A 25,531-nucleotide genomic window follows, 5' to 3' on the forward strand; every position below is an offset into this window, starting at 1 on the left:
ATATGGATGCAAGCGATCCGATCACCTCAAAAGCTCTTGTGCCACGGGGGCCGTCCACATATGGGTCCCGGGTCAAGCCCGGGACGACGGGGGATAGAGCCTCCTACGGCACGACGCTCGGGGCCTGCGGGACGGTCCGCGTATCCGGCGCCTTTTCCTTGCGCGACTTGCGCCAGTTCTCGAAGCGCTGGACCACGACGAAGAACGCGGGCACGAACAGCACGGCGAGGCAGGTCGAGGCGATCATGCCGGAAAACACGGTGATGCCGATCGACTTGCGCGCATTGGCCCCGGCGCCGGTCGCGAGCACCAGCGGCACCACGCCGAGGATGAAGGCAAAGGACGTCATCAGGATCGGGCGGAACCTGGCGCGCGCCGCAGCGATCGCGGACTCGACCAGCGGCTCGCGGTTGCGCACGTGATGCTCGAGCGCGACCTCGACGATCAGGATCGCGTTCTTCGCCGACAGCGCGACCAGGAGGATGATGCCGATCTGGGTGTAGAGATTGTTGTCGATCCGCAAGCCCGACAACACCAGCATCGGGCCGAGCAATGACAGCGGCACCGCGAGGATCACCGAGATCGGCGCGTACCAGCTTTCATACTGACCGGCGAGCACCAGGTAGACCAGCAGCAGAGCGAGGCCGAAGACGTAGTAGATCTGGTTGCTGACCGCCTTCTCCTGGTACGACATCGCCGTCCATTCATAGCCCGTACCCGGAGGCAGCGTCTTCGCGGCAATCTGTTCCATCAGCGCCATCGATTGTCCCGAGCTGTAGCCCTGCGCCGGCAGGCCGATGATGGAGGCGGACGGATAGAGATTATAGAGGCTGATCAGCGACGGCCCGACCGACGGCGTGATCGTGGCGACGGTGCCGAGCGGGATCATCTCGCCCTGGCTGTTGCGCACCATCAGGTTCTGGATGTCGCGCAGGTTCAGCCGGAATTTCGAATCCGCCTGCACATAGACCTGGAACGTGCGGCCGAACTTGTTGAACTGGTTGACGTAGCTCGCGCCGAGATAGGACGACAGCGTCGAGAAGATCTGGTCGGTCGTCACGTTCAAGGTCTGGGTCTTGGTCCGGTCGACCTCGACATCGTACTGCGGCACCATGGAGCGGAAGGACGAGCTGACCCGCTGCAGCGCGCTCTGCGTCTGCGCATTGGCGACAACAGCGCTCGTGATCGCCTGCAGCTTGGCGTAATCGGCATTGCCGTCGCGGAGTTCGACCTGCATCGCGAAACCGGCGGCATTGCCGATGCCCTGGATCGGCGGCGGCGGGATCACCAGGATGCGCGCCTCCTCGATCTCGGCCAGCTTGTCGTTCAGCCCAAACACCAGTGAGCGCAGATCCTCGCCAGGCCCGCGCTGGCTCCAATCCTTCAGGATCAAATAAGCGACGCCGGCATTCGCCAGGCTCGAACTGTTGTCGAGCGCGGAGATGCCGGCGATGGAGACCACCTGCTGCACGCCGGGCGACTTGCCGGCCATCTCGCTGACCCTTTCGAGGACACGTTGTGTCCGATCCAGCGCTGCGCCATCGGGCAGTTGCACTGCGGCCAGCAGATAGCCTTGATCCTCGATCGGGATGAATCCGGTCGGCACCCGCGACAGTCCATAGCCGGCGAGCCCGATCAGGATCAGCGCGACCACGACCGATACATTGCTGTGCCTGACCAAGCCGCCGATCAACCGCGCATAGCCGCGCTCCAGCCGCTCATAGACGGCATTGAATCCGCGGTAGAAGACATTGCGCTGCTCCGGCGGCACTGGCCGGCGCAGCCACAGCGCGCACTGCGTCGGTTTCAAGGTCGCGGCATTGACGGCGCTGAGCAGCGCGGTCGCGGCGATCACCAGCGCGAATTGCGCATACATGCGTCCCGTGAGGCCGGGCAGGAACGCCGCCGGCAGGAATACCGAGATCAGGACCAGCGTGATGCCGACGATCGGCGCGAGCAATTCGTCCATCGCCCTGATCGCGGCGTCATGGCCGGACAGGCCACGCTCGATATTGTGCGCGGCGCCCTCGACCACGACGATGGCGTCGTCGACCACGATGCCGATCGCCAGCACGATCGCAAACAGCGTCGAGAGGTTGATGGAGAAGCCGAGCGCCGCCATCGCCGCGAACGCGCCGATGATGGTCACGGGCACGGTGGTCGCCGGCACCAGCATGGCGCGCCAGTCCTGCAGGAACACGAGGATCACGACCAGCACCAGGAGGCCGGCCTCGATCAGCGTCTTGTAGACCTCGTTGATCGAAGCCTGGACGAAGATGGTGGTGTCGAACGGCGTGTCGTATTTGATGTCCTGCGGGAACTGCCTGGCCAGTTCCACCATCTTCTTCTCCACCGCCTTCTCGACCTCCAGCGCGTTGGCGCCGGGCGACAGGAATACGCCGATGCCGGTGGAGGGCTTGTTGTTGAGCGAGAAGATCTGGCTGTAGGTCTGGGCGCCGAGCTCGACCCAGCCGACGTCGCGAACGCGGGTGACGTCGCCGACATTGCCTGTCTTGACGATGATGTTCTCGAACTGGCTCGTATCATCCAGCCGGCCGGCGACGTTCAGCGTGTACTGGAAGGCTTGGCCGGGCGGCGTCGGCGGCATGCCGACCTGCCCCGCGGTGACCTGCTGGCTCTGCTGCTGGATCGCCTGGATGACGTCCTGAGGCACCAGATCGCGCGCCTGCAACTGGTTTGGATCGAGCCACACCCGCATGGAGTACTGGCCGGCGCCGAACACCGTGACGTTGCCGACGCCGGGCAATCGCGACAGCTCGTCCCTGATGTTGATGGTGGCGTAATTGGAAAGGAACAGGCTGTCATAGGTCTTGTTCGGCGAGGTCAGCGTCACGAACAGCAGGATCGAGGTCGACCGCTTCTGCACCGTGACGCCCTGGTTCTGCACCGATTGCGGCAGTTGCGACAGCGCGCTCGACACCCGATTCTGGACCAGCACCTGCGCGAAGTTGAGATCGGTGCCGATCTTGAAGGTGACCGTCAGCGTATAGGTGCCGTCGGCGCCGCTGTAGGACTGCATATAGAGCATGTCCTCGACGCCGTTGACCTCCTGCTCGATCGGCAGCGCGACGGCGTCGATCACGGTCTTGGCGGACGCGCCGGGATAGCGGGTCGTCACCTGCACGGTCGGCGGCACCACATCAGGATATTGCGCCACCGGCAGGTTGAGCAGCGCCACGCCGCCGATCAGGATCATCAGGATCGCGATGACGTTAGAAAGGACCGGCCGCTCGATGAAGAATTTCGAGATCATGGCCGCCCCTCACTTCGCGGATGCTGAGGCTTGGATCTTCTGCAGTTGCGGATCGACCTTCTGGCCGGGGATTCCGCGCAACAATCCGGCGATGACGACGCGGTCGTCCGGCTTCAGCCCGCTGTCGATCACGCGCAATTCGCCCTCGATCTGTCCCGCCTGCACCTTGCGCTGCTCGACCACGTTGTCGGCGTTGACGACCAGCACATAGCGGCCGGCCTGGTCGCTGCCGAGCGCGGTATCAGGCACGAGCAGCGCGTCCTGCTGCTGGTCATAAGGCACGCGGACGCGGACAAAGAAGCCGGGCAATAGCGTGCGGTCGGGATTGTCGAAGATGCCGCGCACCGGCAGCGTGCCGGTCGACTGGGTCAGGGTCGGCGAGATGTAGTCGAGCTTGCCCTTGTGCGGATAGCCGGTCTCGGTTTGCAGGCCGACCTCGACCGGCAACTGCCGCAGATCAGCCACGGAGAGGCCGCGCCGTCTCGCCTCCTCGCGGATGCGCAGCACGTCCTGTTCGTTGACGTTGAAATTGACCCAGATCGGATCGAGCTGGACGATGGTGGCAAGCTGCGTCGGCGACGTCGAGCCGACGAGCTCCCCGACCGAAACCAGGTGCGCGCTGGCGATGCCGTCGAACGGCGCCGCCACATTGGTGTAACCGTAATTGACCTCCGCGATCCGGGTATTGGCTTGTGCCTGCTGCAGGCTGGCCTGCGCGTTGTCGCGCGTCGCCGTCGAAGTATCGAGTGTCGCCTGCGAGACAGCCTGTCGCTGCACCAGGTCGACCTGGCGCTTGAAATCGGTTTCAGCCTGCTTCACGGTCGCCTGCGCGCCGACCTCCGCCGCCTTCGCCTGCTCGAGCTTCAACCTGTAGGTTTCAGGCTCGATGGTGAACAACGTGGTGCCTTGCTTGACGAAGGTGCCGTCCCGATAATCTATCGACTGCAGAAAGCCCTGCACGCGCGCGACCAGGTCAACACTCTTGACCGGCGCTGTGGTGCCGGTTGTCTCCAGGAACCGCGTGATGCTGCGCTGCACCGGAATCGCGACTTCCACCTTTGGCGGGGGCGGTGGCACGAAAGCATTCTGCTCGCAGCCGCTTAGGCCGACAAAAGCTGACAGCAGGAAACCGACACGCAACAGGGGCGTGGCAGCCGACCGTGCGCCATCGTTCAATCCGCAACAGGCCGATGGGCGCGCAAGCTTCATGTCCGTGCACCAGTTCAGCTTGCCTCGCAAAGAGGCGCGTTCATCCGGAGACGACTGTCGCAAGCCACCCATAGCAACAATTGGCTTGCAGTGGAACCTGAAACAGAAAATGATACCGCTCGCAAAGATTGCGGTGCCGGACTCTTTCAAGAACTTCGCAAGAATGAACTTCGGTTGAAGCGGCGGCTTCCGTCGACAACAAGGGGTTTGCTCACATGATCGAGATAGTGAAGCGCGCATGCGGGCGCGCCCTGCCGTTTTCCGTCGCGCTGTTTGCAACCGCTGCGTTGGCGCAGGCGCCGAGCGAGGCGCAGCGTGAGGCGATCAAGTCGCAATGCCGCAGCGAATACATGGCGCATTGCTCCAGCATTCCGCCCGGCGGCGAGGCATCGCTGCAATGCCTGCAGAAGAACATGTCGAGTCTATCAGCGGGCTGCGCCAGCGCGGTGCGCGCGGTGGAAGCGCCGGCCGCGCCAAAGGCGGAGACGGCTCCCAAGCCTGACGCGGCGCCGGCCGCAGCCAAGACGGAGCCCGCGCCGGCCCCTGCCAAGACCGCGGCGCCGCCAGCGGCAACCACCGCGGCGAAGCCGAAAGCGGCGCGCACGCAGGCCACGCCGCAGCCGAGCGAAGCGCAGGTTTCCGCGATCCGCAGCGCCTGCCGTTCCGACTATCAGAAGTTCTGTCCTGGCGTGCCGACCGGCGGCGCCCCTGCGCTGCGATGCCTCGTGAAGAACAAGGCAAGGCTTTCGCCTCCCTGCGGTGAGGCGGTTGCGGCCGCGAGTGGCGGCGCGGCGCCTGCGGCAGGCGGCGGCTCCGCTGCTGCGGCTGCAGCACCGGCGGCGGCACCTGCTGCGCCAGCGATCGCGCTACGGCCCTTGCGCCCGCGCGAAGAACTGCTCGTCGCGCGCTCGGCCTGCGGTGTCGACGTACGCTCGCTGTGCGGCGGCGTTGCGCCGGGAGGCGGCCGGATCGTGCAGTGCCTGGCCTCCAATGCCGCATCGCTATCGCCGGCCTGCAAGGAAGTGCTGGGACAGTTCGCGGCGCGGTGAGCCGCCGTCGCCGCGGAACACGAGGATGCGCTAACTAGGCCTGACCGAAAGTTTCCGGTGGCGCTGCGCGCGCCTCGCGGATAGTCTCGGCGCAAAATCATAAGTACACTGTCAATCGGGAGGAACATGTGCGCATCGCCGTGATCGGCGGAGGTCCCGGCGGCCTCTACTTCGCCTATCTCTGGAAGCGGCGACATCCGGACGCCATCGTCGAATTGTTCGAGCAGAACCCGGCCGACGCGACCTGGGGCTTCGGTGTCGTGTTCTCGGACCAGGCGCTGGAATTCCTGCGCGCCGACGACCCTGATACGGTCGACGCCATCGCGCCGAAAATGGAAAGCTGGAAGAACATCACGCTCAACCTGCGCGGGGAGAGTGTCGAGATCGACGGCATCGGTTTCTCCTCGATCGGCCGGCTTGCACTGCTGTCGCTGTTGCAGGAGCGCGTCCGCGCGGTGGGCGTCACCCCGCAGTTCGACAATGCGATCCAGTCGGTCGACGCGCTGCAAGGCTATGACCTGATCGTCGCCGCGGACGGGCTGAACTCGCTGGTGCGCCGGAGTTTTGAGGGCGATTTCGGCACCTCGGTGTCCTATTCGTCCAACAACTTCGTCTGGTACGGCACACCGAAGCGCTTCGAGACGCTGTCACAGACCTTCGTCAAGACCGAACGCGGCGCTTTCAACGCCCACCACTATCGCTATTCGCCGACCATGAGCACGTTCCTGGTCGAGTGCGACCGTGCGACCTGGCACGCCTACGGCTTTGCCAACAAGGACGCCGAGCACTCCAAGGCCGTGTGCGAGGAGGTATTTGCCGAGACGCTCGGCGGGCAGCCGCTGATCTCGAACAAGTCGGTGTGGCGTAATTTCCCGTGGATCTGGAACGAGCACTGGTCGTTCAAGAACATGGTGCTGATCGGCGACGCCCTGCACTCGGCGCATTTCTCGATCGGCTCCGGCACCCGCCTTGCGATCGAGGACGCGATTGCGTTGACGAAGGCGCTCGAAGCCGAAGCGCATGTCTCCACCGCGCTGTGCCGCTATGAGGCCGAGCGCAAGCCGATCGTGAAGAAGCTGGTGACGGCAGCGCGCACCAGCGCGGACTGGTACGAGAAATTCCCCGAGCACATGAAGCTCGACCTGATGGATTTTGCCTTCAGCTACATCACCCGTTCGGGACGGATCGACGACGCGCGGCTGCGCGCGATGTCGCCGAACTTCATGGCAGGCTACGAGGCCTCGAGGAGCAAGTCATGAACGAGATCGCCGACCAGGTACCGCCTGACAGCCCGGGCGCGCGCGAGATCGGCTTTGCGCTGCCCGAGCGCTACAACGCGAGCCGCATCCTGTTCGACAATCTGGCGCAGGACCGCGGCGACCTGACGGCGCTGACCGGCCCGGCGGGAATGCGAACCTATCGCAAGCTCTGTGCCGAGGCCGCGCGCTGGGGCCATGGCTTCACTTCACTCGGCCTGAAGTGCGGCGACCGCATCCTGCTGTTCCTCGACGACACGCCCGCCTACCCGGCGGCGTTCTTCGGCGCTATCCGAGCCGGATTTGTGCCGCTTCTCATCAACACGCTGACGCCGCCGGACCTCCTGCAATTCTATCTTTCGGACGCGAGCGCCACAGTCGCGGTCACTGATGCCGAGTTCTGCTCGCGCTTCAATGCTGAAGCCTGCAAGGACGCGCCGCTGCAAACACTGATCGTGGTCAATGGCGCGGCCGGCGGGCATGCCGTGCCGCAGGCGCTGCTGGCCGATGAATGGCTCCCGCGTTTTCCGACCGAGCTCGGAGAGGCCGACACTCACCGCAACGAGATGGCGTTCTGGATGTACTCCTCCGGCTCGACCGGACGGCCGAAGGGCATCGTGCATCTGCATCACGACATGGCCTATAGCGAGCAAGCGTTCTCCCGCAACGTGCTGAAGCTGACGCCCGGCGATATCTGCTTTTCCGTGCCGAAGATCTTCTTCGCCTATGGCTTCGGCAATTCCATCACCTTCCCGTTCTCGGTCGGTGCTGCCACGTTGCTTCTGCCCGGCCAGCCGAAGCCGGCATCGATCTTCGCGGCGATCGAGCAGTACCGTCCGACCGTGTTCTTCGGTCTGCCGACGCTCTACACCTCGCTGACCAAAGCCGACGGCGCGGCGAGAGCCGATTTCTCCTCGCTGCGCATGGCGATCTCGGCCGCGGAGGTGCTCTCGGCCGACGTCTTCAACGGCTGGAAGGCGCTGACCGGGCTCGAGATCATCGAAGGCCTCGGCTCGACCGAGGTGCTGCACATCTATCTCTGCAATCGCCCGGACAGGAAGAAGCTCGGCGCCGCAGGCGTCCGCGTCCCCGGCTACGAGATCCTGCTGCGCGACAAGGACGGCCGTGAGGTCGCCGACAACGAGGAAGGCATTTTGTGGGTGCGCGGCGATTCCAATACGCCCCTGTACTGGAACCGTCCCGACAAGACCGCCGAGACGGTGCGCGACGGCGGCTGGATCTACACCGGCGACCGCTTCGTCCGCGACAGGGACGGCTTCCACTTCTTCCGCGGCCGCGCCGACGACCTCATCAAGATATCAGGCCAATGGGTCTACCCGCTGGAGGTCGAGCTCTGCCTCGCCGATCATCCCGATGTCCGCGAATGCGCCGTGTTCGCCGCCGAACTGCCTGATAGACGCATGACGCTGAAGGCGGTCGTGGTGATGAACGCCCGCGCGTTCGAGGCGGAAGAGGCGGCGAAGCAGTTGCAGGATTACGTGAAGGCGAAGCTGCTGCCCTACAAATATCCGCGCGAGATCAGGTTCATCGACGAACTGCCGAAAACGGGAACAGGCAAGATCGACCGGCAGGCTGTCATGAGGATGTGACGCGTCGCAGCATCCACAAACTCGCTGTCGTCCCGGGCTTGACCCGGGACCCATAACCACAGGCGTTTGTTGTCGCACAACACTGCCGCCCCAGCCTTTCTTCCCAACCCACATTCGTGGTTATGGGTCCCGGCTCGCGCTTCGCTTGGCCGGGACGACGGCGGAGTGTGGGTTGGTGATTACGCGTTCAACCCCGTGCCGCCGTAGAGCCAGGCGAGATCCTGATAATAATCCTCCGAGCTCTTCGCGCTCATGATGGCGTTGCGGAGGTGGGCGTGGTCGCCCGCGGGGTGGTAGATGTGCTCGCCGATCGCGCGCGACCAAAGCTGCACCTGCGCGGTGCGCGGGAAACGTTGTGCACGGTAATGCTCCAGCGCCACGGCGTGGTCGTCATGATGCGACAGCATGTGCGACAGGCACACCGCATCCTCCATCGCCTGGCAGGCGCCTTGCGCGAAATATTGCAGCATCGGATGCGCGGCGTCGCCAAGCAGCGCGACGCGGCCGTCGACCCAGCGCTCGTTCGGATCGCGGTCGCACAACACCCAGAGCCGCCAATTCCTGCCGTGACGGATGATGCTCTGTGCGCGCGCATGGACGTGCCGAAACCCCTGCATCACCTCATCATCGCCGACCGGCTTTCCCGCGACCGGCTCCGGCGCGTCGTTGTGGTAGGTGACGACGAGGTTGAACACTTTCCAGTCCGACAGCGGATAGTGCACGATGTGGCACTTCGGCCCGGCCCACAGGGTCGCAGCGTTCCAGCGCAGATCCTCCGGCATCTCTTCGGTCGGGATCACCGAACGGTAAGTCGTATGGCCGGACACGCGCGGCGGCCCGTCCGATGTGACCTGCTTGCGGATGTTCGACCATAGGCCATCGGCGCCGATCAGGAGCCGGCCGGTGACGCACTCGCCAGTGGCAAGGAGCGCAGTGACCGAGGCGCCATCCTGCTCGTAGCCGGTCACCTCGCTGCTGACGCGCAGCTCGATCAGTCCATGCTCGCGGCAGGCGCGCAGGAACACGCCGTGGAGATCGCCGCGATGCACCACGGCATAGGGATTGCCGAACCTGACACGGAACGGCTCGCGCAGGTCGACATGGGTGATCTCTTCGGCGGTGAGCGCATCCATCAGGCGGAGCTGGTCGATATAGACGGCCATCCGCCGCGCGGCCTCGCCGACGCCGAGATAGTCGAAGGCATGGAATGCGTTCGGGCCAAGCTGGATGCCGGCGCCGATCTCGCCGAGCGTGGCGGCCTTTTCCAATAAAATCGAGCGGATGCCCTTCTGCGCAAGCCCGAGCGCCGCGGCAAGGCCGCCGATGCCGCCACCTGCGATCAAAACGGGTTGGCTATCCTTTGCCATCAGCCCGACTTCCCGAGATGTTCGAGGGCGTCCTCGGCGCGCAGCGGCACGCGCGAGGCCTCGTTGTTGAGATCGACGAGCTGCGCGAGCAGTGCCATCAGCGTCTTGCGGTCGGCAGGCTTGAGCGGCTGCAGCATCCGCGCCTGCGCGCGGTCAACCACGGGCATGATCTCGCGCAGCAGCGAAGCGCCCTGCCGAGTGATGGTGAGCAGCTTGACGCGCTTGTCATCGGAATCGGACTTGCGTTCGATCAGGCCCTTGCTCTGCAGCCGCTCGATCACGTTGCCGAGCGTGGAGCGGTCGAACGCGATCACCGCGGACAGTCGCGTCGCATCGATGCCGGGATGGGTGTGGATTGCGATCAGCGCGGCATATTGCACCGGCGTCAGGTCAAACGCCCTGCACTCCTCGACGAAAATCGAGACCGCGATCTGCTGCATCCGCCGGAATAGATAGCCGGGCGCGGTATAGACCGCGTCCATGGTAACAGGGGTTTGCTTGTTGTTATTCGGCATCGACTTGCTTATCCGGGGCGGCGTCGGCAAACGCCTTCATTGCCTTGGCCGCGGCTTCCGCCTTGAGCAGCCGCGGAAAAGCGGTGACATCGACGCCGAAGCGCCGCGCATTGGCAAGCTGCGGCACCAGGCAAAGATCGGCCAGCGTCGGCCCAGCACCAAAGCAGAACGGCCCGGCTTCGCCCGCCGCCAATGTCTCGCAGGCCGAAAGCCCCTCGCGGTTCGCCCAAGCCGCCCACTCCGTCACCTTTTCTTCCGGCAGGCCGAGCTGCCGCAGCCGCGCCAGCACTTTCAGGTTCTGCACCGGATGGGTGTCGCAGGCGATGGCCTGCGCGAAAGCGCGGACTTTTGCGCGCTGCAGCGAATCCTCCGGCATTAGCGGCGGTTCGGGATTGACCTCATCGAGCCATTCGATGATGGCGAGCGACTGGGTCAGGATCGCGCCCGCGTCGCTTTCCAATGTCGGCACCAGCCCTTGCGGGTTGATGGCGAGATAAGCCGGAGCGCATTGCTCGCCTCTGCGAAGATGATGCGGCAGGTGCTCAACGGTGAGCCCCTTCAGGTTCAGCGCGATTCGCACGCGATACGCGGCGCTGCTGCGGAAATAGCCGTGCAGCTTCATCGGAACCTCCCTGGTGTCTTCTGATTTTTCTTCAAGTTGACGCTAGCCATATTGTCAGTATGCTGTCAATCAGCGAACAACATAGAAATGGACGGGAGGCCAGCCATGGAAGCGGTGCAGAAGACGCCGGAGCGCGAGGCGTTCTACAAGAAGATCGACGGCGAAAGCCTTTCGGCGCTCTGGAACGTGATGAACGATCTTATCACGCCGGAGCCGAGGAGCGCCTGCCGGCCGCACCTGTGGAAGTTCGACCAGATCCGCGACTACATGAACGAGGCGGGCAAGCTGATCACGGCCAAGGAAGCCGAGCGGCGGGTGCTGGTCCTGGAAAACCCCGGCCTGCGCGGACAATCCAAGATCACCACGTCGCTGTTTGCCGGCGTGCAGATGGTGGTGCCCGGCGATATCGCCCCGGCCCACCGCCACAGCCAATCGGCGCTGCGCTTCGTGCTCGAGGGCAAGGGCGCTTATACGTCGGTCGACGGCGAGCGCACCGCGATGTCACCCGGCGATTTCGTGATCACGCCGTCGATGACCTGGCACGACCATTCCAACGAGACCAGCGAGCCGATGTTCTGGCTCGATGGCCTCGACATCCCCATGGTGCAGTTCTTCGATGCCTCTTTCGCCGAGGGCGCGAAGGAGGACCAGCAGCAGATCACAAAACCCGCCGGCGACAGTTTTGCGCGCTATGGTCACAATCTGCTTCCGGTCGATCAGAAGCGCGCCTCGAAGACGTCGCCGATCTTCAACTATCCCTACAGCTACACCCGCGAAGCGCTGGAGCAGGCCAAGGCCCGCGACGAATGGGACGCCTGCCACGGCCTGAAGCTGAAATTCTCCAATCCCGAGACCGGCGATTATGCGATGCCGACCATCGGCACCTTCATCCAGCTCGTCCCCAAGGGCTTCAAGACCGCGCGCTATCGCTCAACCGACGCCACCGTATTCGCCGCAATCGAGGGCAAGGGCCGCACCAGGGTCGGCGAGCAGACCTTCGAATGGGGCCCGCGCGACCTGTTCGTGGTGCCGAGCTGGCACTGGGTCACGCATGAGGCGGATGTGGATTCGGTGCTGTTCAGCTTCTCGGACCGTCCGGTGCAGCAGAAGCTCGACCTGTTCCGCGAAGACCGCGGGAATGCGTGAACTGCTCTCTCCTCGTCATTGCGAGCGAAGCGAAGCAATCCATCTTCCCGCTTGCGGAGGCATGGATTGCTTCGTCGCTTTGCTCCTCGCAATGACGGCGGAGCGTGTCACCGCCCGAGAATTGTAGGGTGAGCAAAGCGCAGCTTGCCCACCTTCAAGCACTCCGCTCGTGATGGTGGGCACGCTGCGCTTTTGCCCACCCTACAAATCCTGGTCACCGCCAGTGGAGCAGCCGCGCTTCCAGCAAATTGATCAGCTTCCCGACCGCGAGCCCGAACAGCGACAGGATCACGACGCCGGCGAGCAACTGATCTGTCTGCATCAGATTGCCGGCCTGCAGTACGAAAGCGCCGATGCCATACTGCGCGCCGATCATCTCCGCGCTCACCACCAATAGCAACGCGACCGAGGCGGTGATGCGGAAGCCAGCCAGGATCGAGGGCAGCGCGCCCGGCCAGATCACGCGGCGCACGATGGCATGGAACGGCACGTTGAAGCTCTGCGCCATCCGGATCAGATTGCGCGGCACCGCATCGACGCCGCTATAGACCGAGATCGCGGTGGAGAAGAACACCCCCAGCGCAATGGTCGCGATCTTGGGCTCTTCGCCGATCCCGAGCCAGAGGATCAGCAGCGGCAGCAGCGCGATCTTCGGAATCGGAAACAACGCCGAGATGAAGGTGATGCCGACGCCGCGCGCCAGCGTCGACAGGCCGATCGCGAAGCCGACGATGACGCCGGCCACCGTGCCGAGCAGCCAGCCAACGCCGATCCGCATCACCGACCAGCCGAGATGCTGCCAGAGCGCGCCTGACATCGCGAGCTTGTAGGTCGCGACCGCGATCGCCGACGGCGGGGGCAGGAACAGCGGATTGACCCATCCGGCGCTGCCCGCCAATTGCCACAGCGCGATGACGAGCGCGAGCGCGATCCAGCCGGAGGCGCGGCCCGTGCTCGGCATAAAACCGGCGCCGCGAAATTCGACCGGCCGCGGTTTGGCGTCCATGTCGGACGGCGTCTCCGATGGCGCGCGGTCAAGCATGCTGGACCTCGCGCTCGGCATCGATCGCCTCCTCGCGGATCAGCGACCACAGCTCCTCCTGCAGCGCCAGCAGTTTTTCGCGCACGTTCCTGTCGCCGCGCTCGCTGCGCGTCATCGCTACCTGCACGACTTTGCGGATGCGCCCGGGCCGGCGCGACAGCACCACGATGCGGTCCGCAAGCCGCACCGCTTCTTCCAGATTATGCGTGACATAGACCGCGCCCATCGCGCCGTCGGCAAGCAAGCGGACGAAATCCTCCATCAGCAGTTCGCGCGTCTGCGAATCCAGCGCCGACAGCGGCTCGTCCATCAACAGGATCGCCGGCTTCACGGCCAGCGCCCGCGCAATGCCGACGCGCTGGCGCATGCCTCCGGAGAGCTGCTTTGGGTAGGTGCCACGAAAATCCGAGAGCCCGGTGCGGCGCAGCGCGTCGTCGACAACGGCGCGGCGCTCCGCTGCGCCCAGCACCGTATGCTCGAGCGGGAACGCGACGTTTTCCTCCACCGTGCACCAGGGCAGCAGCGCAAAATCCTGGAACACGAAGGTCAGCGGATTGAGGCTGTCCTTTGGCGGCGCGCCGCGCAACTTGGCCGCGCCGCCGGTCGGCCGCAACAGGCCGCCGAGGATCGACAGCAGCGTGCTCTTGCCGCAGCCAGAGGGCCCGACGATCGCGACCACCTCGCCCGCGCGAACCGTGAACGAGACGTCGTCGAGCACGTCGAGCGTGTCGAAGCGGTGGCTAATATGGTCGGCGATCAGGTCCATCTGGCTCTTGCTTGGCTCCGCATTTCGTTCTCGCTCGTCATGCCCCGGGGCTTGTCCCGGGCATCCGCGTCTTTCTTTCCCTGGTTACAAAGTGCGTGGATGGCCGGGACAAGCCCGGCCATGACGGCGACTACGGTATCAATCCGGCTTCACATATTCCTTTGCGATGATGCCATCCGCGTCAAAACCCTTGTCGACGAAGCCCTGCTCCTGCAGCCAGGAAATCTGGTTGGCGACATTCTTGACGTCGAGCTTGCCGTCCGGATCGATATAGGCGCAATTGCCGACCACCTGCTCGACCGGCAGGTGGGTGTATTTGGCGATGATGTCGAGCAGCGGTTTTGTCTTTTCGTTGATCGGCGCCTTACCATCCTTCATCGCGGCGAGAATCACGTCGTGATATTCGCGATCGGCCTTCACCAAAGCTGCAAGCAGCTTCGTCACCAGCGGCTTGTTCGGCAGCGTCTTGGGCGAGGCGAAGACGGCGCCAAGCTGCCACGGCGTCTCGTCGCCGACCCAGCCGAGGAGCTTGGCACCGCCAGTCTCCATCAGCGGGCGTGCAGTCGAGACCGGCAGCAGCGCGGCATCGACGGTCTCGCCCTTCAGCGCGGCGGCCGCGTTCGAGAGCGATTGCAGCGGCACCACCTTCACGTCCGAAAGCTTGAAGCCGTATTTATCGGCGAGCAGGCCGAGCGAATAGTGAAAGCTCGAGCCGACCTGCGTCACCGCTACGCGCTTGCCCGCAAGATCCTTCGGCGTCTTCAGGCCAGCCGCATAGGCATTATTGCTGGCGAAATAGCCGATCAGGGGATAGCCGGCCTTCTCGCGGCTCATGCCGCCGATCACTTTCAGCGTGCCCTTGCCGGCGAGATTGTAGAGCCCGGCCGTGAAGGCGGTGACGCCGAAATCGACATCACCCGAGGTGGTGGCGACCGCGATTGGCTGCGCCGCGTCGAAGAATTTCAGTTCGACATCGAGTCCGGCCTCACGGAAATAGCCCTTGTCCTGCGCGATGAACACCGGCGCCGAGGACGACAGGCGGAGCACGCCGATCTTGGCTTTCGAGAGCTCATCGGCCCGTGCGATCCCGCTCGCCGTCAGTGCCAGCAGGCCCGCAAGCGCGAGCCGCACAAAATACTTCATCCGCGTCCTCCTCACAATCCGGCAGGTACTTGCTGGTCGCACCCGATGAAGGCGCCCTGCTGTTTCAGCCCCTGTTGCAGTCTGTCTACCGCGATGTCGCGTGGCATGGTATTGCCCGACAGCGCGAGCGCGGCGGCCGAGCCTGCCGCCTCTCCCATCGCAAAGCAGGCGCCGGAGACCCGCGCCGCCGACTGTCCCTCGTGGGTCATCGAGGCGCAGCGCCCGGCGACGAGGAGATTGTCAACGCGCTCAGGCACCAGCATGCGATAGGGCAGTTCGTTGAAGCCGCGCGATTCCGGGATCGGCGGGAACTTGAAGATGACGTCACCGGCGACATGAGCCTCGATCGGCCAGCCATTGACGCCGATGGAATCGTCGAATGAGGCGCAGCCCAGCACGTCCTCGCCGCTGAGCTGGTAACCACCGACCACGCGTCTTGTTTCGCGGATGCCGAGCTGCGGCGGCAGGTCAACGATGTAGGAGTTCTCGAAGCCCGGCACCGTGCGCAGGAATTCGAACGCCTGGATCGCCTGGCGCCGGCCCTCGATCTCGCCGCGGGTGAGGTCATTGGGCTCCAGGCCATTGACGGCGGTGCCGTCCTCGCGTGCGAGCTGGGTGAAGTTCACCCGCCACTCGATCGGCGAGCGCTGCGGTCGCACGATCGCGGCCTTGCGCGGAAACTTGTGGGTGCCGGCGGCTTCGGCCTTTTCCATCAGCGCCGGTATCGTCCGCCACGCGTCACCGGCTTTCTCGGGATCGATGCCGTTGAGACGGAACATCATGGATGGATAGAGCATGCTGCCCTTGACATCGCCAACCTCGTACGGCGCGCCGGCCCAGGCGGCGAGATCGCCATCACCGGAGCAATCGATGAAGATGCTTGCCAATACCGCCTGGCGGCCGGCCTTGGTCTCGACCATCAGCGCGCCGACGCGCTGCTCGTCATCCATCACCACGCCGGCGCCGAGCGCATGGAAGAGGATATCGACCTTGTGGCTCGCCAGGAGATCATCGGCCGCGATCTTGTAGGCAGCGGTGTCATAGGCCTGCGCCAGGATCTTGCCGAGGATCAGATGCGGCTTGTTCAGCCCGTTCAGCCGGTCGATTCGATCCAGCAGATCGGAGGCGATGCCCTGGACCACCCGATGCGCTTGGCCGTGGACGTTGGCGTGCAGCCCGCAAAAATTGGTCACGCCCGCGGCCGTGCCCATGCCGCCGAGGAAGCCGTAGCGTTCGATCAGGAGCGTGCGCCGCCCCGCACGCGCCGCGGCAACCGCGGCCGCAATCCCGGCGGGCCCGCCACCGAGCACCGCGACTTCATATTCGCCATAAATCGGCACGCGCCGTGCGGGTTCTTCGATGGTCTTTGGCACGTTTGCTTCCCGGAAGTGACCCGCCCTCATGGCCGGCCAGAGGATTTTGTTATCGCAACAACGGGCTAGCAAAGAATGCGGCGCCGGGAAATGGCTCGCGCGCAAAGTTGATGTTGCTCCCGTTTCACGGAACTGAGACAACGGGCCGGTAAAGGACGGGCGACATGAAACTTTTGAGCCTCATAACCCTCGGCCTCATGGCCGGCGTCGTCCCCGCTTCGGCGGCGGTGGAGCAATGCCGGTTCATCCAGGCGAAGGCCGAGCGGGAAGCCTGCTACGAGCGGCAGGCCGTGGCGCTCGATGCCAAGCGCAAGCCGGAGCCGGTCTACGACAGCAAGCCGATGGAATCGCTGCAGCAGATGCGGCGGGATGACGAAGAGGTCTACAAGAGCTTGCGCAGCATCTGCCGCGGCTGCTGAGCGGCGCGAAAGATCACTCGGCCTTGATCTTGGCGGTGCGGATGATGTTGCCCCAGCGTTCGGTCTCGGACTTGATGAAGGCGCGGAAATCCTCGGGCGAACCGCCTTTGACCACGGCGCCCATCTCGCGAAGGCTGTCCTTTACCTTCTGATCGCCGAGCGCGAGGTCGATCTCCTTGTTCAGCCGCGACACGATCTCCTTGGGCGTGCCGGCCGGAACCAGGAAGCCCCACCAGACGGTGGCCTCGACGCCGGGGAAACCAGCCTCGGTGACAGTCGGGACATCCGGCAGCAGCACCAGCCGCTCGCGCGAGCTGACGGCGACCGGCCGTAGCTGGTTGGCGCGGATCTGCGGCATGCCCTGCACGGGATCGACGAACATGAAGGAGACGCGGCCGGCGATGATATCGACCATCGCCTGCGCGCCGCCCTTGTACGGCACATGCAGCGCCTGGATGCCGGTCACCTGCTTGAAGATCTCCGCCGCAAGATGGCCCGACGTGCCGGTGCCGGCGGAGGCAAAGGTGAGCTTGTCCGGCGCCGCCTTGGCCATATCGACCAGGTCCTTGACGGTCTTGGCCTCGAATTGCGGCTGCACCACCAGGATCAGGGGCGAGTAGCCGACAAGGGCGACCGGCTCGAGGTCCTTCTCCGCGTTGAAGGGCAGGCTGTCGAACAATGCCTCATTGGTCGCCAGATTGTTGGCGGCGATCAGCACATTGTAGCCGTCGGGATCGGACTTGGCGACGAAGGCGGTCGCGATGTTGCCGCTGGCGCCGGGCCGGTTCTCGATCACGACCGGCTGGCCGAGCTGCGGACCGGCCTGCTGCATCACGGTGCGCGCGACGATATCGACCGCGCCGCCCGCCGAGAACGGCACCGCGACATGGATCGGGCGCTCGGGATAACCGGCGGCACGCGCCATTCTGGGCATGCCGGGCAATAGCGTAACGCCGGCAAGCAGCGACAGGATGGTGCGTCGGTTGATCTGGTCGGTCACAAGCGGGCCTCGTTCGATGTTGCTGGTTTGACGGCACCGCCTGTTTCGGGCCAGCGCAGCAGCGCCGCGGCGGTGCCGCCGAGAACCTGCCGACGATCGTCTTCGGTCAGGAACGGAAGTTCGCGCCGCATGTGATCGAGGCATTCGAGATAGGAGCACGGCAGGCGCGTGAGATCGGATCCCCACATGATGCGATCGGCGCCGAACGCCTCGAAGGTTCGCCGCAGATAAGGCTCCAGGCTGGCGAACGGATAGGCGCTGTCCGTGTAGCAAGGCAGCGAGCTCGCCTTGATCGCGATGTTCGGAAACTGCGCCAGTGCGAGCAATTCGTCGAGATCGGCGAAACAGGGCTGATCGCGCAGCGCGCTCTGCCGCGCCATGTGATCAAGGATGATGGTGAGGCCTGGATAGCGCTCCGCAAGCGCGGCGATCTCCTTGAGCAGGCCGGGCGCGAGCGCCATCAGCGGAATGCCCAGGCGCTGGCAGTCCGACCAGAACCATTCGATGCTGCCGGGCACGAGCCACCGCGCCCATTGCGGCTTGTAGAAGGTCATGCGGATGCCGAGCATCCCCGGCTGGTCGAGCCAGGTCTGCAGCCGCTCGCGCGCGCCAGCTGCATCCGGGTTGAAGCGGCCCATCACCGCGAACCGCTCGGGAAACCGTTGAGCTGCTTCGAGCGCCGTATCGTTGGAATCGCCGACCGGGGACGGCGGCACGATCACCGCGCGGTCGACGCCGGTGCGGTCCATCATCCCGATCACTTCATCCGCGCCCAGCGGCTCGGGGCGATGCGGCCGCGCGCCGGGGACCGCAACAAAGGACGGTTTGCCGATCTGCTCGGCCGGCCACGGCCGATCGGGCCGATGCGCTTCCCAGAGATGAACCTGCGAGTCCGTGATCAATGCGCGCTCCCGTCTCAATTAAAGATGTCAGCGGGAATGCGGCTGAACACGCGCCGCGCATTGCCGGCGAGGATCGCGCGCTTCTCATCCGCGCTCAGCAGCGTCGAGTCATCGATGTAACGCCGCGTATGGTCGTAGTTGAAACCGGTCTCGGGATCGATGCCCTTCACCGCACCCAGCATCTCCGAGGCAAACAGAATGTTCTCGGCCGGGATCACCTTCGTCAGCAGGTCGATGCCGGGCTGATGGTAGACACAGGTGTCGAAGAACACATTCCTGAGCATACTTTCGGACAATGGCGGCCGCTTCTGGTCCTGCGCGATGCCGCGGTAGCGGCCCCAGTGATAAGGAATGGCGCCGCCGCCATGCGGGATGATCAGCTTCAGCGTCGGAAAATCCTTGAACAGGTCCGACATCAGGAACTGCATGAAGGCGGTGGTGTCGCCGTTGATATAGTGGCTGCCGGTGGTGTGGAAGACCGGATTGGCGGCGGCGCTGACATGGATCATCGCGGGCATGTCGAGCTCGACCATCTTCTCATAGAGCGGGTACCACCAGCGGTCGGTCAGCGGCGGATCCTTCCAGTAGCCGCCGCTCGGGTCCGGATTGAGGTTGCAGCCGACGAAGCCGAGCTCCTCGACGCAGCGGGTCAGCTCAGTGATGCAGTTCTTCGGCGCAACGCCGGGCGACTGCGGCAACTGGCAGACGCCGATGAAATTCTTCGGATAGAGTTTTGTCAGCCGATAGATCAGGTCGTTCGAGACTCGCGACCAGGCCTCGCTGACCGCCGCGTCCCCGATATGATGGCTCATACCCGAGGCGCGCGGGGAGAACAGCGTCACCGACGTGCCGCGCTCGCGTTGCAGCCGCAGTTGTGCGCCTTCGACCGATTGCCGCAACTCGTCGTCGCTGACCTTGAGCTCGTCAATCGAAGGCATCTGCGAGCGATCGCCGATCGCCGCGATCTGACGCTTGCGCCAATCGAGCAGCGCCTGCGGCTCCGTGGTGTAATGGCCGTGGCAGTCGATGATCGGTCCGCCGGCGGCCTGTGCGCGCCGCAATCCTTCCGTAGCCTCGATATTAGTTGGAGGCGAAAAAGACCTGCCCGAAGCCATCATGGCCTGGAACACAGGCGGGCTGCCGCAACACGAACAGCCGTTCGGGTGGATCGATCCGGAAAAAGCAAACACGGCATGCTCCCTTGCGAACGTCGCGTGCGACGTCGCTGTCAAACGTCAATCGTCAATCTTGCAACCGAGCCGGGTCAGCGTGGCGTCGACCCAGGAGCGATCGAGCTTGCCCTCCTTGATCAAAGCGAGCTGCTTGATCTCGGCCTGGTGCTTGGCCTCGGTCGCCTTCAGCACTTCGGCCGTGACATCGAAGGGCACACAGACGATGCCGTCGCCGTCGCCAACGATCAGATCACCAGGCGCGATCACCATGCCGTCGATCGCGACCGGCACGTTGATCTCGCCGGGGCCGTCCTTGTAGGGGCCGCGATGGGTGACGCCGGCGGCATAGACCGGGAACGTGCCGGCATAGAGGGTGTCGTAATCGCGGATCGAACCGTAGATGACGATACCGGCGATCCCGCGACGCTCGGCCTGCGCCGCCATCATCTCGCCGATCAGGGAATTGGTGAGGTCGCCGCCGCCGTCGACCACGATCACATCACCGGGCTCGGCGATGTCGATCGCCTTGTGTACCATCAGATTGTCGCCGGGGCGCGTCTTTACCGTGAAGGCCGGACCTGCGAGCACGCCCTCCTTGTGGATCGGCCGAAGCGCCGCGCCGCCCGCGGTCATCCGCGACATGGAGTCACTGACATTGGCGACCGGCAGCTCGCGGAATTTTGCGACGGTATCCGCATCGACTTTGCGCACGCGTTTGCAAATCTGGAATCCAATCATCGCCTCGCCTCCCTTGCCACTCCAGTTGTCATTTGAAGAGATCGCGGCCGCCGGCCTGCTTGATGTATTTGATGAAGTTGCCGGCGAAGATCGCCTTGCGATCGGCCTGGTTAAGGAAATCGCATTCCTCACTGATGAAGGTCACTGACTGCGGATAGGTGCAGGCGCGCAGCACCGGCGGATAGTTCGATCCCCAGATCATCTTGTCCGGACCGATATGCTCGTAGAGTTCGCGGAAGCGCTGCTTCGAAGTCGGATACGGATATTTCTCGTCGTCCGGCGCGGCCTCTGGAAAATACGACACCTTCATCCAGATGTTTGGCTGTTCGCCGAGCTTGAGGATTTCGGGCCAGTTCCAGTAGCGGTCGGTGTAGGGCGGCATGCGGCGCAGCCCCATATGGTCGAGCATGATCAGGATGCCCGGATAGCGCTTCACCACGTCGTGCAGCTCTTCGGTCTGGTACGGCGCGAACAGTTCGAGCGGGATCTGGAGCTTTTCTATCGCGGCGAGGAAATCATTCAGCAGGCCCTGCCGCAGCCAGCTATTGTAGGGCGGCTGGTGCAGCGTGATGCGCACGCCCAGCATGCCCTCCTGCGCCATGAACTGCTTCAGCCGGCCCTCATTGTCTGGCAGCAGCGGATCGAACCGACCGAACACCCCCACCACCCGATCCCTGTGTTTGGCCGCCGCTTCCAGCGAATAGCGGTTGTCGTAGCCCATCAACGACGCCGTGACCTGGACGATATGGGTGACGCCGGCCTTGTCGGCCTCCTTCAGGAGATCCTCCGCCAGCATCTCCTCGCCCCAATGGATCCCGTTGGGATCGTGCGGCCGCGCGGGGGTGGATCGTTCCCAGTAGTGCAGATGCGTGTCGATGATCATGGGACAAGGGCCTCTAGCAGGGCGTTCCTCGGGTTATCTCTGGTTTCCGCCGGTGTAGGCGCAGCCGGCCCATTCCGTCCAATATGATATTGACAGCCCGGCTATACGTTTTGACTATAAGAAGATGGATTATCGCCAGCTTCGCTATTTCATTGCCGTGGCCGAAGAGCTCAGCTTCAGCCGCGCCGCCCGACGCCTGAACATCAGCCAGCCGCCGCTCAGCATCCAGATCAAGGCGATCGAGGCCGAGGTCGGGACGACCCTGTTCAGCCGCAATCGGCGCAAGGTCGAACTGACGCCGGCTGGCGAAGTGCTGCTGGACAATGCGCGGCGCGCGGTGAAGCAGCTCGAGCAGACCACCGAGGCGGTGCGCCGCGCCGGCCGCGGCGAGGCCGGTACCATCCGGCTCGCCTTCACCAGCTCGGTTCCGATGCGGGAGGCCTTCGCGCAGATGCTGCGCGCCTTCCGCAGCCGCTATCCCGACGTGCAGATCGAATTGCAGCACATGGGCACCGGCTCGCAATTCGCAGCGCTCGCCGACGACCAGATCGATTTCGGCATCCTGCGGCCGCCCGCCGTGCTGCAAAAGAACCGGAATATCAAGCTGATGCCGCTGTGGCGCGACCGCTCCCGGCTGTTCTTTCCATCGACCCATCGCCTTGCCGCCTCCACCGCCCCGGTCGAGATGACCGAGCTGGTCGATCAGCCGTTTGTCGGCGTCGAACCGATCGTCAATTGCGGCATGCATGAACATCTGATGACGCTGTGCGGCGCGGCCGGCTTCACGCCGCGCATCGAGCAGGAAGCGCGTGAGCTCAACACCGTGCTCGGCCTCGTCTCGGCGGGGCTCGGCATCGCCGTGCTGCCGGAATGCTATACCTGCATGGCGATACCGGGTGTCTCCAGCCGTCCTATCGCAGGCATCGACGCCGAGAGCTGGCTCATGATCGCGATGCGCGATCGCAACATGCAACCGCTGATGCAGCGCTTCATCGACGTCGCCTGCAACCTCGGCGGCGCGGATGCACCGCATCTGGTGCCGTCGAAGACGGTCAACGAACGCGCCAAGGCGCAGGCGAAGATCGTCCCGTTGCGCTAAGCGTCCGCAGCCGCGAAGCCGACTGATCGCCTCCGTGCATCGTGTGATATCGAAAAGCTAGCATTCCGATATCTTTCGCAAATCCAAGCAAGAAGAATTTCGCGTGGCCGCGCTTCCGACGCGCGCGAACCGTTGACATCTGCCATGCGCCGGGTCTGATGTTGGCGGCGTAACAACAAACACGACAACAGAGATCGAGGGAGGGGCAGTTGATCATCACGCGACGACACGCCCTTATGGGAAGCGCTGCATTGCTCGCAGCTCCGGCGCTCATCGTGAGAACGTCAGCGCCGGCGCGCGCGGAGGAAGGACAGATCAGGATCGTCCGGCAGCCCGGCATGGGTCATCTGCCGCTGACCCTGATGATGGAATTGAACCTGCTGGACAAGCATCTGAAGGCGGCCGGCATCGACAAGCCTAATGTCAGCATGCGCGTCGTCAGCGGCAGCACCGCGACCTCCGACGCGGTGATCTCGGGCAACGCCGACATGACCAGCGGCGCGCTGACCTCGCTGCTCACGCTGTGGGACAAGACGAAGGGCAAGTACCAGGCGCTTTGCGCCATCACCACGCAGCCGATGCAGCTCGACACCATCAATCCCGCGGTGAAGTCGGTCGCCGATTTCACCGACAATGACCGCATCGGCCTGCCCGGGGTGAAGACGTCCTATCACGCGATCGTGCTGCAGATGGAGGCGGCCCGGCTCTGGGGCATCGACCAATATGCGCGGCTCGACCATCTGACCGTGTTCATCTCGCCGCCGGATGGCGTGATCGCGATGCTATCAGGCAAGTCGCAGATTTCAGCGCATTTCACCTCGGCGCCGTTCATGTATCAGGAGCGCGAGGGCGGCAAGGCGCGCAAGATCCTCGATTCCTATGACGTGCTCGGCGGCCCGCATGTGTTCGGCACGATCTGGGGCTCGGCGGCCTATTTCGAGAAGAACCCGGTGACGACGAAGGCGCTGCTCGCAGCGCTGTCTGAAGTCATGGATCTCGTCAAGAACGATCCGCGCGGCATGGCGCAGACCTATATCAAGGCCGACAATCTCAAATTCCCGCCCGAGTTCGTCGAGAGCATGCTGCGCGATCCCCAGAACATCTTCGAGCTGGCGCCGCGCAACAGCATGAAGTTCGCCGAATTCCAGAACAGGATCGGCTTGATCAAGACCAAGCCTGCGAGCTGGAAGGACTATTACGCGCCGGCGATCCATCACCTGCAGGGTTCGTGATCCGTCGTTTGGGAGATTTCCATGATTGAGCGCAGGCATTGCTGCCTCCAGCATCGGCAAGGACATGGCTGAGCCGCTTCTCCATGTCGACCGTGTCACGCTGCGCTACAAGACGCCGCAATCGCTGGTGACCGCCACCCATCGCGTCAAGTTTCGTGTCGAGCGCGGCGACCGCTACGTGCTGCTCGGCCCCTCCGGCTGCGGCAAGTCAACCCTGCTCAAGGCGGTCGGCGGCTATCTGTTTCCGAGCGAAGGCGCCATCCGCATCAACGGCCGCAAGATCGACGGCCCCGGCGCCGACCGCATGATGGTGTTCCAGGAGTTCGACCAGCTCCTGCCATGGAAGACGGTCGCCGAGAACGTCGCGTTTCCGCTCCGCGTCGCGCGCAAGCTCTCCAAGGCCGAGGCCAATGAGCGCGCCCGTGCCTATATCGACAAGGTCAACCTGACCAAATTCGCGGACAGCTACACGCACACGCTTTCGGGCGGCATGAAGCAGCGCGTCGCCATCGCGCGCGGCATGGCGATGGAGCCCGACATCCTCCTGATGGACGAGCCTTTCGCCGCGCTGGATGCGCTGACCCGGCGGCGCATGCAGGACGAGCTCCTGCAATTGTGGGCCGATACGCACTTCACTGTGCTGTTCGTGACCCATTCAATCGCGGAGGCGATCCGGATCGGCAGCCGCATCCTCCTGCTCTCGCCGCATCCGGGTCGCGTCAAGGCCGAGATCGAGGACGTGGCCGCCGTCGGCGGTGACAGCCGGCGCGCCGGCGAACTGGAGAAGCAGATCGACGACCTCCTGTTTTCAGCGGAAGGCGCCGGCGCCGATCACGAGACTGCCTCATGAACGCACCGCGCATCATCCTGAGTTCGCCCGCGGTCATGAACGACGGCATGGACGAGCCCGAGGTCGAACGGCAATTGTCTGCTGCCGAACGGCTCTGGAACAATGCCGCGCTGCGCAAGGGCCTTATCCTGATCGTGCTGGCCCTGATCTGGGAAGCCTATGCGCGCTATCTCGATGACCGACACGCTGAAGGCCCTGTTCGATCACATCATCGATGGCTCGCTGTTCGCGCGCACCTGGACTTCATTGCAGGTGCTGCTGCTGGGCTATGCGATCGGAATTGCGCTGGCAGGAATCTTGACAGCGCTCGCTATCAACACGCGGCTGGGGACGGACCTGTTGGAAACGCTGACCGCGATGTTCAATCCGCTACCGGCGATCGCCTTGTTGTCGCTGGCGCTGATCTGGTTCGGGCTCGGCGCGGCGAGCCTGATATTCGTGCTGGTGCATTCGGTGATGTGGGCGGTCGCGCTCAATACCCATGCGGGATTCCTCGCGGTGTCGCCGACGCTGCGGATGGTCGGGCGCAATTATGGACTGCGCGGCCTGCCTTACGTGTTGAAGATCCTGATCCCTGCCGCCTTTCCATCGATCCTGACCGGACTGAAAGTAGCCTGGGCGTTTGCCTGGCGCACCTTGATCGCCGCCGAGCTTGTGTTCGGCGTCGCGTCAGGAAAGGGCGGGCTCGGCTGGTTCATCTATGAAAGCCGCACCGTGCTCGATATCCCGGCGGTGTTCGCCGGCCTGTTGACGGTAATCCTGATCGGCCTCTTCGTCGAAAATCTGGTCTTCCGCCTGATCGAGCGCCGCACCGTGCGAATGTGGGGAGTGCAATCATAGAGCGTTTTCAAGCGAAGTGGACAC

The 25,531-nt window shown here is 64.2% G+C and carries 22 protein-coding genes and 1 pseudogene; 9 read left to right on the forward strand and 14 right to left on the reverse strand.

The annotated features are described in order from the left end of the window. Positions 1-103 precede the first annotated feature (103 nt). Together OZ411_RS36055 and OZ411_RS36060 are read right to left on the reverse strand one after the other, a co-directional pair. On the reverse strand, positions 104-3,274 hold the full coding sequence (locus OZ411_RS36055; RefSeq protein ID WP_282531759.1) for a multidrug efflux RND transporter permease subunit: 3,171 nt from the start codon (positions 3,272-3,274) through the stop codon (positions 104-106). Positions 3,275-3,283: 9 nt separating this feature from the next. Next, complete coding sequence (locus tag OZ411_RS36060) at positions 3,284-4,483, reverse strand: efflux RND transporter periplasmic adaptor subunit (protein WP_282531760.1); 1,200 nt, start codon at positions 4,481-4,483, stop codon at positions 3,284-3,286. Positions 4,484-4,698: 215 nt separating this feature from the next. On the opposite strand from OZ411_RS36060, the gene OZ411_RS36065 reads away from it, so the two are divergent. The 3 genes from OZ411_RS36065 (at position 4,699) to OZ411_RS36075 (ending at position 8,398) form a co-directional block, all read left to right on the forward strand. Next, positions 4,699-5,532, forward strand: coding sequence for a cysteine rich repeat-containing protein (locus OZ411_RS36065; protein WP_282531761.1), 834 nt, complete (start codon positions 4,699-4,701; stop codon positions 5,530-5,532). A gap of 128 nt (positions 5,533-5,660) precedes the next feature. Beyond that, positions 5,661-6,791: an FAD-dependent monooxygenase gene (locus tag OZ411_RS36070; RefSeq protein WP_282531762.1), complete on the forward strand. Its 1,131-nt coding sequence runs from the start codon at positions 5,661-5,663 to the stop codon at positions 6,789-6,791. Further along, complete coding sequence (locus OZ411_RS36075; RefSeq protein WP_282531763.1) at positions 6,788-8,398, forward strand: benzoate-CoA ligase family protein; 1,611 nt, start codon at positions 6,788-6,790, stop codon at positions 8,396-8,398. Before OZ411_RS36070 ends, OZ411_RS36075 begins: the two co-directional genes overlap by 4 nt. A gap of 179 nt (positions 8,399-8,577) precedes the next feature. Here the strand turns inward: OZ411_RS36075 and OZ411_RS36080 are convergent, their stop codons facing one another. From OZ411_RS36080 to maiA, 3 genes are read right to left on the reverse strand one after another with little or no spacing between them, the layout of a single operon-like run. Continuing rightward, entirely contained in the window at positions 8,578-9,765 is a 1,188-nt protein-coding gene (locus tag OZ411_RS36080) for a 3-hydroxybenzoate 6-monooxygenase (RefSeq protein ID WP_282531764.1), read from the reverse strand. Next, a complete protein-coding gene (locus tag OZ411_RS36085) occupies positions 9,765-10,280 on the reverse strand; it encodes a MarR family transcriptional regulator (RefSeq protein ID WP_282531765.1) in 516 nt (171 codons plus the stop codon). The genes OZ411_RS36080 and OZ411_RS36085 overlap by 1 nt, the downstream gene beginning before the upstream one ends. Beyond that, positions 10,270-10,902: a maleylacetoacetate isomerase gene (gene maiA, locus OZ411_RS36090; RefSeq protein WP_282531766.1), complete on the reverse strand. Its 633-nt coding sequence runs from the start codon at positions 10,900-10,902 to the stop codon at positions 10,270-10,272. The genes OZ411_RS36085 and maiA overlap by 11 nt, the downstream gene beginning before the upstream one ends. 105 nt (positions 10,903-11,007) lie before the next feature. On the opposite strand from maiA, the gene gtdA reads away from it, so the two are divergent. Then, on the forward strand, positions 11,008-12,048 hold the full coding sequence (gtdA, locus tag OZ411_RS36095) for a gentisate 1,2-dioxygenase (protein ID WP_130581045.1): 1,041 nt from the start codon (positions 11,008-11,010) through the stop codon (positions 12,046-12,048). Between the two features lie 214 nt (positions 12,049-12,262). Here gtdA and OZ411_RS36100 read toward each other — a convergent pair whose 3' ends face one another. The 4 genes from OZ411_RS36100 to OZ411_RS36115 form a co-directional block, all read right to left on the reverse strand. After that, positions 12,263-13,090 carry an ABC transporter permease gene (locus OZ411_RS36100; protein ID WP_165421292.1) on the reverse strand — a complete coding sequence of 276 codons (828 nt, stop codon included), beginning with the start codon at positions 13,088-13,090 and terminating at the stop codon, positions 12,263-12,265. Then, a complete protein-coding gene (locus tag OZ411_RS36105; RefSeq protein ID WP_282531767.1) occupies positions 13,083-13,856 on the reverse strand; it encodes an ABC transporter ATP-binding protein in 774 nt (257 codons plus the stop codon). The genes OZ411_RS36100 and OZ411_RS36105 overlap by 8 nt, the downstream gene beginning before the upstream one ends. Positions 13,857-13,994: 138 nt before the next feature. After that, entirely contained in the window at positions 13,995-14,999 is a 1,005-nt protein-coding gene (locus OZ411_RS36110) for an ABC transporter substrate-binding protein (protein ID WP_282531768.1), read from the reverse strand. 11 nt (positions 15,000-15,010) lie between these two features. Continuing rightward, complete coding sequence (locus tag OZ411_RS36115; protein WP_245476443.1) at positions 15,011-16,372, reverse strand: FAD-dependent oxidoreductase; 1,362 nt, start codon at positions 16,370-16,372, stop codon at positions 15,011-15,013. A 164-nt stretch (positions 16,373-16,536) separates the two neighbouring features. Between OZ411_RS36115 and OZ411_RS36120 the strand changes: the two genes are divergently transcribed. After that, complete coding sequence (locus OZ411_RS36120; protein ID WP_130581040.1) at positions 16,537-16,791, forward strand: hypothetical protein; 255 nt, start codon at positions 16,537-16,539, stop codon at positions 16,789-16,791. A 13-nt stretch (positions 16,792-16,804) separates the two neighbouring features. Here OZ411_RS36120 and OZ411_RS36125 read toward each other — a convergent pair whose 3' ends face one another. The 5 genes from OZ411_RS36125 to OZ411_RS36145 are packed head-to-tail and all read right to left on the reverse strand — an operon-like array spanning position 16,805 to position 21,486. Beyond that, positions 16,805-17,791 carry a tripartite tricarboxylate transporter substrate binding protein gene (locus OZ411_RS36125; RefSeq protein ID WP_207234548.1) on the reverse strand — a complete coding sequence of 329 codons (987 nt, stop codon included), beginning with the start codon at positions 17,789-17,791 and terminating at the stop codon, positions 16,805-16,807. Next, positions 17,788-18,693 (reverse strand): amidohydrolase family protein, encoded by a 906-nt coding sequence (locus OZ411_RS36130; RefSeq protein ID WP_165421291.1) that lies wholly within the window; start codon positions 18,691-18,693, stop codon positions 17,788-17,790. Before OZ411_RS36130 ends, OZ411_RS36125 begins: the two co-directional genes overlap by 4 nt. Positions 18,694-18,707: 14 nt before the next feature. Then, positions 18,708-19,883: an amidohydrolase family protein gene (locus OZ411_RS36135; protein WP_282531769.1), complete on the reverse strand. Its 1,176-nt coding sequence runs from the start codon at positions 19,881-19,883 to the stop codon at positions 18,708-18,710. A gap of 45 nt (positions 19,884-19,928) precedes the next feature. Continuing rightward, positions 19,929-20,603 carry an RraA family protein gene (locus OZ411_RS36140; protein ID WP_282531770.1) on the reverse strand — a complete coding sequence of 225 codons (675 nt, stop codon included), beginning with the start codon at positions 20,601-20,603 and terminating at the stop codon, positions 19,929-19,931. Between the two features lie 28 nt (positions 20,604-20,631). Beyond that, a complete protein-coding gene (locus tag OZ411_RS36145; protein ID WP_130581037.1) occupies positions 20,632-21,486 on the reverse strand; it encodes an amidohydrolase family protein in 855 nt (284 codons plus the stop codon). 124 nt (positions 21,487-21,610) lie between these two features. Between OZ411_RS36145 and OZ411_RS36150 the strand changes: the two genes are divergently transcribed. The 4 genes and pseudogenes from OZ411_RS36150 (at position 21,611) to OZ411_RS36165 (ending at position 25,507) form a co-directional block, all read left to right on the forward strand. Beyond that, positions 21,611-22,585 (forward strand): LysR substrate-binding domain-containing protein, encoded by a 975-nt coding sequence (locus tag OZ411_RS36150; protein ID WP_282531771.1) that lies wholly within the window; start codon positions 21,611-21,613, stop codon positions 22,583-22,585. A 275-nt stretch (positions 22,586-22,860) separates the two neighbouring features. Next, positions 22,861-23,817: an ABC transporter substrate-binding protein gene (locus OZ411_RS36155; RefSeq protein WP_282531772.1), complete on the forward strand. Its 957-nt coding sequence runs from the start codon at positions 22,861-22,863 to the stop codon at positions 23,815-23,817. 64 nt (positions 23,818-23,881) lie between these two features. Beyond that, entirely contained in the window at positions 23,882-24,667 is a 786-nt protein-coding gene (locus tag OZ411_RS36160) for an ABC transporter ATP-binding protein (protein WP_282531788.1), read from the forward strand. Between the two features lie 35 nt (positions 24,668-24,702). Next, positions 24,703-25,507 (forward strand): annotated as a pseudogene (locus tag OZ411_RS36165) (ABC transporter permease). Positions 25,508-25,531: the final 24 nt, after the last annotated feature.

The sequence above is a fragment of the Bradyrhizobium sp. Arg237L genome (assembly GCF_029990105.1).
In the GTDB taxonomy this organism is placed as follows: Bacteria; Pseudomonadota; Alphaproteobacteria; order Rhizobiales; family Xanthobacteraceae; genus Bradyrhizobium.

Excerpts from the sequence above, each read along its gene's own strand:
- OZ411_RS36140 (WP_282531770.1), bottom strand. The coding sequence starts at position 20,603 with ATGATTGGATTCCAGATTTGCAAACGCGTGCGCAAAGTCGATGCGGAT.
- OZ411_RS36080 (WP_282531764.1), bottom strand. The coding sequence starts at position 9,765 with ATGGCAAAGGATAGCCAACCCGTTTTGATCGCAGGTGGCGGCATCGGC.
- OZ411_RS36145 (WP_130581037.1), bottom strand. The coding sequence starts at position 21,486 with ATGATCATCGACACGCATCTGCACTACTGGGAACGATCCACCCCCGCG.
- OZ411_RS36150 (WP_282531771.1), top strand. The coding sequence starts at position 21,611 with ATGGATTATCGCCAGCTTCGCTATTTCATTGCCGTGGCCGAAGAGCTC.
- OZ411_RS36105 (WP_282531767.1), bottom strand. The coding sequence starts at position 13,856 with ATGGACCTGATCGCCGACCATATTAGCCACCGCTTCGACACGCTCGAC.
- gtdA (WP_130581045.1), top strand. The coding sequence starts at position 11,008 with ATGGAAGCGGTGCAGAAGACGCCGGAGCGCGAGGCGTTCTACAAGAAG.
- OZ411_RS36110 (WP_282531768.1), bottom strand. The coding sequence starts at position 14,999 with ATGAAGTATTTTGTGCGGCTCGCGCTTGCGGGCCTGCTGGCACTGACG.
- OZ411_RS36085 (WP_282531765.1), bottom strand. The coding sequence starts at position 10,280 with ATGCCGAATAACAACAAGCAAACCCCTGTTACCATGGACGCGGTCTAT.
- OZ411_RS36060 (WP_282531760.1), bottom strand. The coding sequence starts at position 4,483 with ATGAAGCTTGCGCGCCCATCGGCCTGTTGCGGATTGAACGATGGCGCA.
- OZ411_RS36055 (WP_282531759.1), bottom strand. The coding sequence starts at position 3,274 with ATGATCTCGAAATTCTTCATCGAGCGGCCGGTCCTTTCTAACGTCATC.
- OZ411_RS36160 (WP_282531788.1), top strand. The coding sequence starts at position 23,882 with ATGGCTGAGCCGCTTCTCCATGTCGACCGTGTCACGCTGCGCTACAAG.
- OZ411_RS36075 (WP_282531763.1), top strand. The coding sequence starts at position 6,788 with ATGAACGAGATCGCCGACCAGGTACCGCCTGACAGCCCGGGCGCGCGC.
- maiA (WP_282531766.1), bottom strand. The coding sequence starts at position 10,902 with ATGAAGCTGCACGGCTATTTCCGCAGCAGCGCCGCGTATCGCGTGCGA.
- OZ411_RS36120 (WP_130581040.1), top strand. The coding sequence starts at position 16,537 with ATGAAACTTTTGAGCCTCATAACCCTCGGCCTCATGGCCGGCGTCGTC.
- OZ411_RS36100 (WP_165421292.1), bottom strand. The coding sequence starts at position 13,090 with ATGCTTGACCGCGCGCCATCGGAGACGCCGTCCGACATGGACGCCAAA.
- OZ411_RS36065 (WP_282531761.1), top strand. The coding sequence starts at position 4,699 with ATGATCGAGATAGTGAAGCGCGCATGCGGGCGCGCCCTGCCGTTTTCC.